The sequence below is a fragment of the Paenibacillus zanthoxyli JH29 genome, from assembly GCF_000520715.1.
Taxonomy (GTDB): domain Bacteria; phylum Bacillota; class Bacilli; order Paenibacillales; family Paenibacillaceae; genus Paenibacillus_AQ; species Paenibacillus_AQ zanthoxyli.
This window is the reverse complement of the sequence record NZ_ASSD01000547.1, coordinates 1-13,906: the sequence shown is the minus strand read 5'-3', so window position 1 is coordinate 13,906 and position 13,906 is coordinate 1. Positions and strand designations below refer to the sequence as shown.

Annotated in this window: 11 protein-coding genes and 2 pseudogenes; 3 read left to right on the top strand and 10 right to left on the bottom strand. The window is 45.9% G+C overall.

Annotated elements, in window-relative coordinates:
* From ccpM to L691_RS34380, 4 genes are all read right to left on the bottom strand, one after another.
* Complete coding sequence (gene ccpM, locus L691_RS0121340; RefSeq protein WP_051459426.1) at positions 1–1,431, bottom strand: Cys-rich peptide radical SAM maturase CcpM; 1,431 nt, start codon at positions 1,429–1,431, stop codon at positions 1–3.
* A 115-nt stretch (positions 1,432–1,546) separates the two neighbouring features.
* Complete coding sequence (locus tag L691_RS34385; RefSeq protein ID WP_156934311.1) at positions 1,547–1,744, bottom strand: CLI_3235 family bacteriocin precursor; 198 nt, start codon at positions 1,742–1,744, stop codon at positions 1,547–1,549.
* A gap of 69 nt (positions 1,745–1,813) precedes the next feature.
* Positions 1,814–3,574, bottom strand: a complete 1,761-nt coding sequence (locus L691_RS0121335; protein ID WP_025692361.1) for an ABC transporter ATP-binding protein — start codon at positions 3,572–3,574, stop codon at positions 1,814–1,816.
* 438 nt (positions 3,575–4,012) lie between these two features.
* Positions 4,013–4,144 (bottom strand): transposase, encoded by a 132-nt coding sequence (locus L691_RS34380; RefSeq protein ID WP_408634782.1) that lies wholly within the window; start codon positions 4,142–4,144, stop codon positions 4,013–4,015.
* A gap of 456 nt (positions 4,145–4,600) precedes the next feature.
* Between L691_RS34380 and L691_RS31490 the strand changes: the two are divergent.
* A pseudogene (locus L691_RS31490) lies at positions 4,601–5,365 on the top strand (IS5 family transposase).
* A 499-nt stretch (positions 5,366–5,864) separates the two neighbouring features.
* On the opposite strand, the pseudogene L691_RS34500 reads toward L691_RS31490, so the two are convergent.
* A pseudogene (locus L691_RS34500) lies at positions 5,865–7,053 on the bottom strand (transposase).
* A gap of 911 nt (positions 7,054–7,964) precedes the next feature.
* Here L691_RS34500 and L691_RS33060 point away from each other — a divergent pair.
* Positions 7,965–8,381 (top strand): reverse transcriptase domain-containing protein, encoded by a 417-nt coding sequence (locus L691_RS33060; RefSeq protein ID WP_332249108.1) that lies wholly within the window; start codon positions 7,965–7,967, stop codon positions 8,379–8,381.
* Between the two features lie 78 nt (positions 8,382–8,459).
* Positions 8,460–8,771 (top strand): group II intron maturase-specific domain-containing protein, encoded by a 312-nt coding sequence (locus L691_RS33055; RefSeq protein WP_198023083.1) that lies wholly within the window; start codon positions 8,460–8,462, stop codon positions 8,769–8,771.
* Positions 8,772–9,090: 319 nt separating this feature from the next.
* Here L691_RS33055 and yajC read toward each other — a convergent pair whose 3' ends face one another.
* The 5 genes from yajC to L691_RS31485 all read right to left on the bottom strand — a co-directional run.
* Positions 9,091–9,399 carry a preprotein translocase subunit YajC gene (yajC, locus tag L691_RS0121290; RefSeq protein WP_025692356.1) on the bottom strand — a complete coding sequence of 103 codons (309 nt, stop codon included), beginning with the start codon at positions 9,397–9,399 and terminating at the stop codon, positions 9,091–9,093.
* Between the two features lie 46 nt (positions 9,400–9,445).
* Positions 9,446–10,582: a tRNA guanosine(34) transglycosylase Tgt gene (gene tgt / locus L691_RS0121285; RefSeq protein ID WP_025692355.1), complete on the bottom strand. Its 1,137-nt coding sequence runs from the start codon at positions 10,580–10,582 to the stop codon at positions 9,446–9,448.
* Positions 10,583–10,602: 20 nt separating this feature from the next.
* A complete protein-coding gene (gene queA / locus L691_RS0121280) occupies positions 10,603–11,631 on the bottom strand; it encodes a tRNA preQ1(34) S-adenosylmethionine ribosyltransferase-isomerase QueA (RefSeq protein ID WP_025692354.1) in 1,029 nt (342 codons plus the stop codon).
* 6 nt (positions 11,632–11,637) lie between these two features.
* The gene (locus tag L691_RS0121275; RefSeq protein ID WP_025692353.1) at positions 11,638–13,728 is read right to left on the bottom strand and encodes a SpoIID/LytB domain-containing protein; all 2,091 of its coding nucleotides are present in this window, start codon (positions 13,726–13,728) and stop codon (positions 11,638–11,640) included.
* Between the two features lie 36 nt (positions 13,729–13,764).
* A partial coding sequence (locus L691_RS31485) for a Holliday junction DNA helicase RuvB C-terminal domain-containing protein (RefSeq protein ID WP_332249107.1) occupies positions 13,765–13,906 on the bottom strand: 142 nt, incomplete at its 5' end.

Below are 13,906 nucleotides of genomic sequence, written 5' to 3'. Positions count from 1 at the left end.
TTAGAATCCCGTTGTCATCTGAATCATTTCTTTTTTAAATCCGCATTCTTTTAAGGTACATACATCTTTTAGCATTTCGTCAACATTAAAGCGGACATCTTGGCAGGCTTTTAATTTGGTTTCTTTGCTCAATTGATTTCCATCATCTGACAAAGAGGCACATATTCTGCAATTACGGAATGCGAAGCACTCCTTGCAGTTCTCTTCTGTAAGCTTTCCTACATTTAATAGTTCCTCTATTTTGTCAAAATAAAAACCATCTTCAATATTGCCTATTTTCATAATATCCGATGTTTCACTTACCCTTTCGCAAGGATAAAAGTTGGCATCCGTACTCATAAATAATCGAATTTGACCCGGTACGCAAGGTCCTGAGTGATGGTCCTGTTTCGCTAACGGAGTAATTTCTCTGTGTGATTTGCTGATATATTCGAAATGTTCCCGATAAGCTGCTCTGATCAGTTGTGAATTGTTAGCTACTGAAATTTTCCCCAATACAAACAACAGAAATCTGAATTTACTATATTCCCATTCTCCTACAAAGTTCTCGCTAAACTGAAGCTGGTCATCTCGATAAACATTGGATATAAAGCTTCCCATCACAGCCGACTCATTAAAAAATTCTTCTTCACCTGCAATAAATTCATCCAAACAATTGAATTGGGCCGTCGGATCAATAACCATAGAAAAAGAGAGATTTCTTTTGATTTCAGGGTATTTTTCAACAATTCTTCGGATATTATTATATACAGCATTGAAGGTCCCGCATCCATTGGAAGCAAAGGTGCGATTCTTATCATGAACTTCCTGCGGTCCATCCAAACTTACTGTTATTCTCAACTTGTATCCTAACAATCTTTTTACATTAGCCTCATTAAGCAAGCTACCGTTCGTGGTTAAGCTAAAAGTAACATTTTTCCCTTCAGCCGCTTTTACAGCATAGTCCATGCATTGAGTAATCAGATCAATTTCCAGCAGCGGTTCTCCGCCATAAAAACCGATATCTATCTCTTTGGAATCCTTTGAATGCGCTATCAAGAAGTCTATTCCTTTTCGGGCAGTAGCAAAATCCATTCTTTTATTACTATGTATTCGATTCACATAAGATCCGGAATACACGCAATAATTGCATCTGAAATTGCAGTTTTGAGTAACTTGGAGAATTATTTTCCGCAGATTATAGCCTAAAAGCTCTTCAAGCATTCTTCCATTAATATGCTCGATTTTTTCTACGCGGTTATTTGACAAATATCCTTGATTCTTCAACTTTTTTATACTCGGGAGTTCACTTGAACCCGTCGTTTCAGGAGCATTTAAAGCTTTATAGGTTTCCTCGTCGACATTAATAATTTTATTTTTGTTCACATCAAAAAAATAAAATTTATTCATATTTTCGAATGAATTAATCAATGGTTTCTTATCTATCGGCAATTGACTGTCTCCTCTACAGTTTTATAGTCAATTTGTTACAACAAAAATAATTCCACCAGGGCTCTGATGAATGAAAGTAATATCGGCTAGAGCCCTAGTGTATTTTAATTAAGGTCTATCTTACTTGAGCAGTTGCAGTAGGAGTATAGTTTTGAGCAATACTATTTGATGTAACTTTAGTATCGCTCCAGTGAATCCAATCCCAACCGGAACAACTGCAAGTAGGGCAATAACAAGCACAAGAAAGACTGCAGTCCGCATAAGCCTCAATGGTATGCATATGCGAGAAGTTCTTCTTATTAAGCTTTCTCATTTCTTCGCCTCCCTTCTTATTTAATCAATATATAATTCCCAGAGTGATTCATACACAATGGAAGTTATATCAACTGATCAGCTCTGCGCACTCCAGTTCATTTTCATATAATTTTCTATAGGTCAAATTCTCATTTAGCAGCGTTCTATGATTTCCTTGTCCTACCAGTCTCCCGGCGTCAATAACGAGAATTTGATCGGAGTTAATAATGCTTGAAAGTCTGTGAGCAATAACTACAACTGTATGTTCATCAGAAATCAAATTTATTAGCTCCTTAACCGATTGCTGGGTTTCATTATCCAGTGAAGAGGTGGCTTCATCAAATAGGATAATCTTTGATTTCTTCAGCATAGCTCTTGCGATCGCTATCCGCTGCTTTTGACCGCCTGATAAATTCACGCCATTTTCTTCAATCATTGTGTTATAACCATCAGGCAGATTTACTATGTAATCATGAATATTAATTTTTTTACAAATCGCTATCATTTCTTCTTCTGTAGCCGTTTCATTTGCAATCAGCATATTTTCCGTAAACGTTGCATTGAATAAATAGGGAGTTTGATGTACTACGGATATATGTTTCCGTATTGTGTTCTCATTGAAACTGCTTATATCCATTCCATCAATCTGAATTTCTCCTCTATCAGCTTCATAAAAATGCAGCAGCAAATTGAAAATTGTGGATTTCCCCCCGCCACTGCTTCCTACTATTGCGGTTGTAGTATTCTTTGCAATTTTAAAACTTAAATTATCAAGAATTTGCAAGTTTTCATTATAACCGAAAGAAACATTACGAAAATGGATTTCCCCTTCAATTTGCTGCCTTTCTAAATCCCCAAACTTTTCTCTCTTATAACCGAATTCATCTAACAGGCTGAATATTCTTTCAAGCGAAGTCAGTGCCCTCTGGAGATTGCTGCTTGTTTGTGTAAGATTCATCAATGAGCCTGTCAGTTGGCCAGAGTAAGACGAAAACGCAATAAAGTATTCAATTTTCAGATGGCCTTTATAAATCAGAAAACCGGATATTGCCATAACACTAAGCTGAGATAGAAAAGAAGTCATCTGTGATAATGATCTCGCCACCGTATTTATAACGTTTATATTGATATTTTTTCCTCGTAGTTTGACAGCTAGGTTTAGAAATTGATTGAAATTCCTGTCCTTGATTCCTAAACTTTTTATTTCCTTAATGCCAACAATAGACTGTTGAAGATTAGCAAAGTAATTATCATTTAACCTGGCAAGTTCATCGCTTTTCTTTCTAATCTTCTTTCCCGAAAAAGTGAAGATAAAAAATGTGATTGGAAAACTTATTAAAATCACCAAAGAAAGCGGAATACTGATTTGAAAGATAGTAATACTTATGATAACAACTCTGAGTATGTCAATTGTCGTATTGATAAATTGGTTTGTAAGGATGTCTGCTACAATTGCAGTATCACCTTGCAGACGGGATATAAATTCTCCTACTTTCATACGGTCATAAATTTCAATAGGAAGTTCGATGATCTTTTTAAACATATCCTTTTTCAAGTCATAAATAATATGCTCACTTAATGAGGAAAACAAGTAGGATTGGAAAAAATTAAAAATTGAAACGCACAGTTCTATAACAAACAGATAGACTAGCATTATACTAAGCTTTTTAAATTCCTTATCGAACAGAAGTGCTATAACCTTGCCCATTAATAAAGGCTCGATGATTTGCAGGATCAGACAAAAGATAATACAGAAAAAAGTAGCAGTAACTCGTAATTTATAAGGGAAAAGATAAATCAAACATCTTCTCAACAAACTAATATCCTTTTTACTAACTATGGATTTCATTAGGCATGCCCTCTATTAGTAAAATTTTATAAAAACAAATGCAAATAGGTCATTTCAGCATACTTTGTATTTTTTTTACTTGCATAGTAATTATAAATCCAATCCACTAAAATGTAAACATATATTCACTTTATTTCAAATTAAAGTATGTTAACTCCATATATTTAAAGTAATATTGTTTAATATTTTAATTTATCCTCAACTTATCCAAGTTTTTGATGTACTACCGATCTATTTCCACAAATATATGTCCGCTAGAATGTGTGGCGTTATCCAAAGATCCTGTAAAGCTAGCTTGAGCCGGTAAGCTCGTCCTGTTTGCAGGCTGCTATCCTTACGGCGCAGCAAGGTTTTCTTCTGCTCCTCCTTGAGGTCGCCTTATTTTTCAGCAATGTATTTCGTTCGTTTCAGTTCCTGATTTTGTTTTTGCTCTTGAATTCACACTTCATCGATGGCTTCGCCTACGAGTTTCATCACGTGGAATTTGTCAAAGGTGATCTCTGCTTCCGGAAAATATTCTTCAATACCACGGATAAAAGTGAGAGACATATCGCAGCATACTTCTTCTATCTACTATGTGGCAGTGCCTTTTGCAATCAGATGCGATTTGAATCATTCCAAGGTTTCATTCCTTTGCTCTCTGTAGCGAAGAGAACGGTTTTACAATCAACATCGACGAACAGGGTAATATAACGATGACTGCGCCTTGACGACGTTTCGTCACACACGATACATCAAGTTCTACCATTGCCTTATTGACGTGGTAGTGAAAAATGCGCCACATTTGTGTATCATGCTCTCGGAGTTCACGTGCAGCCTTATTGACGGGCATTTCAGCTATCAATCTCATGCCCACGCTTCAAACAGCAGGGTGAAATACGATAACGGCCTTACCCATCTCACGTTCACTTGTGTTATTTTATTAGAGGCCTTGTACTTTACTCGTGGCAGTCTAGCGTACATGTAGGTTTTCTAGAGTGTGTACGCAAACTGTACAACTCGTAGAAATCTAGTAAAATAAGGAACATGAGACGAAGATACGAGTTAACGGATGAAGAATGGAATATACTTGAACCCCTGTTGCCCCCGGCCCGAAAAAAACAAGGAGGACGTCCGCCTAAGGATCGGCGTCAGATGCTCAATGCGGTTCTTTGGGTGGCTCGAACGGGAGCGCCATGGCGAGATTTACCGGGTTATTATGGGCCTTGGTCTTCCGCCTACAGCTTTTTCTGGCGGTTGCAAAAAGCAAACCTTTGGGATGAAATATTGAAGCATGTCGCCATCGAACCGGACTGGGAGCAAGTTATGGTTGATGCCACCATCGTCCGCGTCCATCAACATGGAGCGGGCGCAAAAGGGGGCAGGACCAGCAAGCCATCGGACGTTCGCGCGGAGGATTAACCACCAAAATTCATGCGATAGTGGATGCGCTCGGCTATCCGCTGCGCTTCGAATTGACGCCAGGGCAAGACCACGACTCCGTCACCGGCTATCGCCTTCTTCATGAACTGGACTTCTGCCACGGGTGAAGTGTTAGCGGATCGCGCCTACGATACCAATGCCATTCTGGAGCTTTTGCAAAGCCGAGCGATCACTCCGGTGATCCCAAACAAACGCAATCGGCGGGTAAAGCGCCCGATCGATTCTGAAACGTATAAAGAGCGACACTTAATCGAATGCTTTTTCAACAAAGTCAAAAACTATCGACGCCTGGCCACTCGCTATGAAAAAACAGCGAACATGTTCATGGCTTTTTTGACGCTGCTTTCGATTCGCTTATGGCTCAAATAGGTTTGCGTACAGGCCCTAGTCCCAGAAGTCCAAATGCCGCCAATGTTTCGTGTCGTTATCATAAGCTTTGCAAGCCGATCCGTACAAGGGACAGGCAAATGTGGCTCCCCGATCAAAGTCGATAAACAAGTGCCATGCTTGATCCTTATCGTCATATTCAATGTGTGTCAGTTTCCATGGTTCTTCCAACTGTAAGGCCACTTTGAACATTTCTGAAATTATATTGTCGTTACTGCTTAATGAGGTCCACATCAGTCATCCCGCCCTATTAAGGTATTAATGAGCAGTATTTAACTATTTCTATTGTTCAGACATTAGCTATGAGCTATAGCGAGCAGGCCAAAAATTATAATTCCGCTCCTTACATGTAACCAGATTTTCATAAATGAGCAATTTGCATAATTCATTTTTTCTCTTAAAGGCAAACTAAAATGCAGCCGTTAGTGAAGTAAACTGAAAAAAAGGACAGACGGACAGGATTTTTAGAAGACTTAAAAATTTATGCGGTGGTTATCTTAGGCTGTTTTGTGACAGCTAGCGCTGAAACGAGCAGAACAATGGCAATCAGATAAAGGTGGGTAGTGACTTTTTGAATGCCCCACACCTGTAATCGGTTAGCGGTTAGGTCGTCCTTCAGCCTGGAATTGCAGCATTCCACGCTGGTTCGTTTGTTGTACAGTTCCTTCCAGCCCCGACTTTCCCGGTGGGGCAGGCAGTAGCGGTGTAGATCGTCCGGCCGCTCACCTTGACGACCATGCCGTAGTCCGAATTGGGACAAGCCGTCATGCCGACCGGGCAATCTGCCTTGCCCGTGACGTGCGGACAACGAAACTTCAAACGTCCGTTTTCTTGCCCCCAATAGGTCATGGAAACCCCATAGAGCAGCACGGTATGGCTTTTCTGGTCATCCCAGCAGGCGGCTCTTTCTCGTTGCGAAGATTAAGGGGGATAATGGCCTGGACCTTAAGATTTCGAGCAGCTTCGTAGTTTTTTAACTGGTCATAGCCCGATCCAGCATGAAAAATCGCACCTTGGTTTTAGCAGCAGCCTGTTCCATGAGCGCGGGACCCTCATCGCCATCGTTGACGTGGGTTGGCGTAACCTTCAGTGCCAAGGGCAGTTCGCTTTGGGTATCCACGGCTAGATGCAGTTTGTAGCCAAACCACTCGACCTTGTTGCAAAGGTATCGAGCTTCACTCCCCAATTGGCGTTGCCGGTGAGCTCACTTTTCGACTTAGGATGTTTTCTCTCGTGGGCTTGGATCGCCGTACTATCGATGGCGACATGGGTTCCATCCAAAATTTTAGCTTCCTGACACTGAAGGACAAGATGTTTAAACAAGCGCTGAGCCATACCTTTTTGCGTCATCTCGGCAAATATACGGCTCAAGGTGGAGATCGAGGGGGGGGGGAGCAACCCAGCCGCAGTCCGCATTGGTAACGAAAACGCAAATCGAATTGGAGCCTGCGTTGTAAGCCGGTAAAGGATCGATGTACTCTAAAGGAGCTGCAAGCAAGGCACGAAGAATGCCTTGGCGGCAGTGCCCGTCAGCTCCTCGGAGTGAAGAACTCCTCAGCTCTTTCGCATAAGGTCGCAAGTCAAGAGCGCTGAAAAAGATGGGCAGTCGTTCGTTAGATTCAAGTTTGCGGTTCCTCAAAGGAAAATAGACTTTATTGGATAATATACAAATTACTTCCTATATTATTGGTTTTTTTGGTGTGGTTACTAAAAAACTTCTCTAAGTTGGGGTGAAGTCCTTTTTTATGCTCAAAATCTCCTTGCCCAGCATGGGCTCAGATTAGTGCAAATTACTCATATAGGTAGTAGGTCAGGTAGGCGCAGAAAAAAACGGCGTCTCTCAAAAGAGATGGTATTATCCCCTCATGATTTGTAGTGAAAAAAGAGCACATGTTCAAACACAGTCAACCGGAGGGTATTTTTCATGGCTAAAAAAGGGCAGAAGCATACGAAATATTCCGAAGAGTTGAAGAAAGAGGCGGTTTGGTTTCACCTGGAGAAACACATGAGTTATTCACAAATCCTAGAATAACTCAGAAAATCAAGAGCGATGCACAGTTGGTGAGGTGGATACATAAATCCAAAAGTGGAGAGACCTTTGAGAATCGACGCGGGAGAGGGATAGAAAACATTTTGACAGTAAGGACGTAGAAGTTGCGTATTTGAAGGCACAGGTCGAATACCTAAAAAGCTCAATTCAAATCTGCATGGTGAGAGTGTTGACCAGATCAGTTTGGAGAAGTTTGAATCCAACCTCAAGAACAACCTCTATAAAATTTGGAATAGAATGTAATCTGGAAGTTACTTTCCACCACCAGTTTAAGCGATGGAAATACCCAAGAAAAGCGGAGGAACGCGGTTGCTGGGCGTGCCTACCGTGGCATATCACGTCGCGTAAATGGTCGCAAAACTGTACTTTGAACCCCGGGTCGACCGTATTTCCATCAGGATTTCTACGGCTATAGACCGGGAAAGTCAGCCATGGATGTACTGGCCGTGATGAGACAGCGTTGCTGGAAATATGACTGGGTGCTGGAATTTGATATCAAAGGTCTATTTGAACAATATCAATCACGAATTAATGATGAATACCGTACGTAAGCATACGGACAACCCCTGGCTCATTGTGTATATCCAAAGATGGCTGGGAGCGTCCATACAAATACCGAATAAGGAATTCGTGATGAGAACAAAAGGGACACCACAGGGTGGCGTAATCAGTCCCGTGTTAGCAAACCTGTTTCTCCACTACACTTTCGACAAATGGATGGAAAAGCACCATCCGGGCAAGCCGTTTGCACGATATGCAGATGATGCAGTAGCTCACTGTCATAGCAAAAAGGCAGCAGAACAGCTCAAGAGCGAACTGGAGTACAGACGTAGAGAGTTTGATTTGGAATTGCACCCGGTGAAGACGCACGTTATGTACTGTAAAGATGCTAATCGTATATTAACATACAGTGAAATTACGTTTGATTTTCTGGGATATACATTTTGACGACGCAGAGCTAAGAATCGAGGAGGGAAATTTTTCATCAGCTTCATTCCGGGTGCAAGCAATTCGGCCAAAAAGGTTATGCGGCAAACCATCCGGATATTGCGGATTCAGTTAAAGTCGGAAAAATTGTTGGAAGACCTGTCCAAGATGTTCAATCCCGTTTTAAGAGGTTGGGTTAATTATTACGGACGTTACTACAAAGCGGAAATGCATTCGGTATATCGACGCATGAATCGAGCGTTACTGAACTGGGCGATGAGAAAGTACAAGCGGTTTAGGCAGCGACGCAAACGAGCCTGGGATTGGCTCAGTCAGATTGCAAAGCGAGAAACAACACTCTTAGTGGGAGAAGAACTATATATGTTGGGCTGGATAATGGGAGCCGGATGAGCTGAGAGGTTCAAGTCCGGTTCTGAGAGAGCCTGGAGGTGTAACTGCTCCGGGCTACTCACCCTTGTGTAAAGTCATTCTTTTCTCACCTTAAGACCAGAAAAATTGTACTTGGAGAAGCCGGAGTATTTAGAGAACGCTGAACGTTTGGTTTCGGAATACATCCTATATTACAATAAGGAATGCTTCCACAAAAAACTCGGCGACCTGTAGCCGGTAGAGTACCGACAACAGATCGCCGCTAAAATGCTTCTTTTTACTGTCTACATGACGGGGTTATACCAAGACGCCGCTTTTAATATAAGGTTACACAGAAATACTACTCTTTATCTTCCACTTTAGCCGTAACAGCGTGGCTGATTGAACCCCGGTCAAAGGTTAGCTTCGTCACATCATTCACCCGGAGAACGACAATGTCGTCGGAAATCTCCATAATCGTACCGTGCAGGCCGCCGATTGTAACGACCTTATCACCCTTTTTCAAAGCCCTCAACATGGCATTCCGCGTCTTAGTCTTCTTCTGCTGAGGACGGATCAACAGAAAATAGAACACGACAAACATCAGGACAAACGGACCAACAAGCCCTAAAATGCTTGAGGACTGGTTTGCCGCAGCATACTGAAACATATATTTCACCCCCCTTTCAAATCGTCATAAAGCACAATCCAGCACTTTAGAAACCTTTTGAATTATCATTTAAACCGTATTGCGCGAAAAACTCATCGCGAAAATCCAGCAGCCGGTCTTCCATGATGGCTTTACGCACCTTACGCATCAGTTCCAACAGGAAGTACAAATTATGGTAGGTTGTCAAACGAAGTCCGAAGGTCTCGTCGCTCTTAATCAAGTGACGTAAATACGCACGCGAATAATTACGGCAGGTATAACAGCCGCATTCCGGATCAAGCGGCCCGAAATCACGGGCATACTGCGCATTTCGGACAACGAGTCTTCCCTGACTGGTCATCGTCGTTCCATTGCGGGCAATACGGGTCGGCAGAACACAATCGAACATGTCCACACCCCGAATTGCGCCTTCCAGCAGCGCATCAGGAGAACCGACGCCCATCAGATAGCGCGGCTTGTCCTGCGGCAGCAGCGGAACCGTGTAATCCAGCACTTCATACATAAGCTGCTTGGACTCTCCGACACTGAGTCCTCCAATAGCATACCCCGGGAAATCCATGGAAGTCAACTCAGCAGCGCTCTGCTTCCGAAGATCTTCGAACATCCCGCCCTGAACGATAGCGAACAAGCCTTGATCATGAGGACGGGCGTGGGCTTTCAGGCACCGCTCCGCCCAGCGTGTTGTCCGCTCCAGCGATTTTTTCACATAATCGTATTCCGCCGGATAAGGCGGGCATTCGTCAAAAGCCATCATAATATCGGAACCCAGCGCATTCTGCACCTCCATCGCCACCTCCGGCGACAGAAACTTCTTATCTCCGTTCAGATGGGAACGGAAATGCACGCCTTCCTCCGTGATTTTGCGCATCTCGCTTAGCGAGAACACCTGAAACCCCCCGCTGTCCGTAAGGATTGGACGATCCCAGTTCATAAACTTGTGGAGCCCTCCGGCTTCGCGAACGATGTCATGTCCAGGGCGGAGAAACAGATGATAGGTGTTGCTCAGAATGATCTGAGCATCCATATCCTTCAGTTCTTCAGGACTCATCGTCTTGACCGTTGCCTGAGTGCCAACCGGCATAAAAGTCGGTGTTTCAATAACCCCATGGGGGGTGTGAACTCTTCCAAGCCGGGCTCCCGACTGCTTGCATGTCTTAATATGCTCGTAAGTAATTGCTGCCATATGCGTAACCATCCTCATACTTAATAAATGAACATTGCGTCGCCGAAGCTGAAGAAACGGTATTTCTGCCGGATCGCCTCTTGATATGCGGCAAGAATATGTTCCCTGCCCGCCAAAGCGCTGACCAGCATAACCAGCGTCGATTTCGGCAGATGAAAATTCGTAATCAAGGCGTTCACCAGTTTGAACTCATAGCCGGGGTAGATAAAGATATCCGTCCAGCCGCTGCATGCTTCAAGCGGTCCATCGCCGAACATGCCGCCGGCCGTCTCCAGTGTACGGCAGGAGGTCGTCCCTACCGCTACGATCCGGCTTCCCTTAGACTTGGCTTCATTCAGCAAATCCGCCGTCTCCTGAGGCAGCATGAAATACTCCGAATGCATGACATGCTCTTCCACCGTATCAACAGACATAGGCCGAAATGTACCCAGTCCGACATGAAGGGTAATATAGGCTAACCGAACCCCTTTATCCTGAATCCGCTTCAGCAGATCCTCTGTAAAGTGCAGACCTGCCGTAGGTGCTGCCGCCGAGCCTTCGTGACGGGCGTATACGGTCTGATACCGTTCCCGGTCATCCAGCTTCTCCTTAATATACGGCGGTAGCGGCATCGTACCAAGTCTGTCCAGAATCTCCTGAAATATCCCTTGGTACATGAACCGCAGCGTTCGCCCGCCCATATCGCTTTCTTCCTCGATTACGGCCCGGAGTTCCTCGCCGAAAGATATGACGGCTCCGGTCTTAAGCTTTTTCCCCGGCTTCACCAGCGCATCCCAACGGTCCTCGCCAAGGCTCTTCAGCAGCAGCACCTCGGCCTTAGCCCCGGTGTCTTCTTTGATGCCGAACAGCCGGGCAGGAATGACTCTCGTATCATTCAGCACAAGCGTATCCCCGGGCTGCAATTCGTCGATAATATCGGTAAAATGCCGATGCTCCGTCCTGCCGCTCCGCTTGTCCAACGTGAGCAGCCTGGATGCGCTGCGGTCGGGAAGCGGAGTCTGGGCAATCAGTTCCTCCGGCAGATGGAAATCATACAAATCTACATTCATTGCTTGTCATTCCTTAACTATAGTAACGTTCTGAAAATAGTGTTGCAAAATCTTCTGGTAGTCATTCCCTTGGTCTGCCATTCCCTTAACGCCCCACTGGGACATGCCAAGTCCATGGCCGTAGCCCCAGCCAATGAACAGGAAGCCCGGGCTTGCGTCAATCACCCTCGCCTTGTTATCTCCGTTCATAACTACGGTTCCGCTGCCTCCTTGCGTTACCATTCCCGAAGCGGACAGCACGCCGGCCTGCTGTGAACCGCTTACTGATGCGGTCCTGCCGTCGGCGCCTAGTACAGTATAACTGCCGGATGGCACAATATCAAACAAAGTGCTGGGCAGCCCGCCCAGAGCAGAGCGGTACAAATCGGGATACTTCACACTTAGAGCATTACCATTAGCTTTGACCTGAACCGCCCGTCCCGACGGACCGCGTTCCGTCACCTGAAGGCTGATAATGGATGATGGCAGAGCAACGCTCGTCTTCCCTTGCAGACTCTTCAGAAGCTCGGCGGATGTATAAGGTCCCTTAATCCAGCTGTAGCTGCCCGACTCCAGCACTTTGGCCAGTACAACCGCATTCTCTCCCGGATTCAGCTTGCCGACGGGACTTACGCTGCTATCCAGAACAGGCAGAGCCCGTACATTGACATCCTTGGTCGTCGCCGTCATCAGGTCGAGGCCGGCTGCGGTCTTCTCCCCCGTCAATTTTACGTTGTCTTCCCGAACATAGCCATCAGTGCCGCCAGGCAGCTGCACATAATACCATTTCTTCGCGGCGGCCACGGCAGAACTGTCAGCGGAGCTGTCGACGCTGGCAAATACATTCCCGCCGTTGTTGTTCCATACCTCGGACGGGTCGGCGGTCATACCGCCGCTGTTGGACGAAAAGACGGCTTCAATAATATTCACTCCGCTCTTCAGCACTTCTCCGGCGGTGGCATCCACCGCCGAGGTAACTGAAGCCGCTTCGGTTCCGATTCCGTTGTATACCTGACTGAGCGTAGTATCAACGACATTTGCGATATCGAACCGCATTCCCTGCGCAAGCGCATAGCTGCGGGCCGCCACCGCCTGAGCTTTAAGCGCTTCTGCCGGCCAGCTCGAAGAGACCTCTCCGCCAACGACCGAGTATAGATATTGCTCCAGCGGCAATTCATTGATCACCGATAACGAACCATTCATTCCGCCAAGCTCCAGACTGCCTCGGTAAGTCCGCTTGGATCTCTCGGCAAGCTGAATACCCGCGCTGCTTCCGGAAGCCATGAACTTCGCCCCGCCGGATACCGCATAATGCGGCGCCAGCGTCTCGCTGCTCAGGTCAAGACCGGCTTCCGTCCGGATCATGAGGCCCGCAGAAGCTGTCGTTAGGGACAACTGCGGAAGCACCTGGCGAAGCACAATCCGCGCCGCATCCAGATCACTATCGCTGGCAGCTTCGGACACCCATACCTCGTACCGCGATCCCCCGCCTTCGGAAGGCACGACCGCAGTCCAAGCGTCAACGCCGGCAGCGGCGATACTTGCCCTGGCTGTATCTGCTTCCAACTGCGTGGCATAGCTGCCTGCGGTCAGATGCTTGCCGCCCTTAATGACGGGAGGTTGATCCGCAGGAAGGCTCAAGCCGGCATTAGCCAATCTGTCAACCGCATTCTTTGCGGCGCTTTCGCTGGCATATGTTCCTGTATAGAGTTGATACACATTGCTGCCACCCTTTGAATTCAAGAACAGCAGAGGCTTGTCCGATGTAGATTGAAGCTTCTTCGCCGCGTCGGCCGCCGTCTGCCAGGAGGATGTCTCCAGCACTTTGACGCGGTAACCGTCCAGGCTTGCACGCACCTTCGCCCCTGAAGGGACCGTAACGAGAACGCTCCCGCCATCTTCGGCGGCCAGGCTCCAAGCCTGGCTCGAGAGCAGCGTGACCGCCGGAACCGTCAATTTATATTTACTGCCGATATCCGCAAATAACGCAACGCGTATTGTTCGGGGGGAATCGGCGTAACCTGCTCCAGAAGGAGTGAGCAGGCATCCCGCCGCCAGCACCGCGGCCAGCAGACCTTTTGCCAGTGCCCGTTTCCCTTTCTTCCATAAATGCCTCATCTTCACGTTCTCCTCCAATCGCCAAATTCGAAAAGATCAGGATTGCTCCGGAGGGAGCGGAATTCCTAAATGCTGGTAAGCTGCCGGGGTAACCATTCTTCCCCGGGGCGTGCGCTGCAGAAATCCGATTTGCAGCAGGTACGGCTCATAGACATCTTCGATCGTCTGGCTCTCCTCG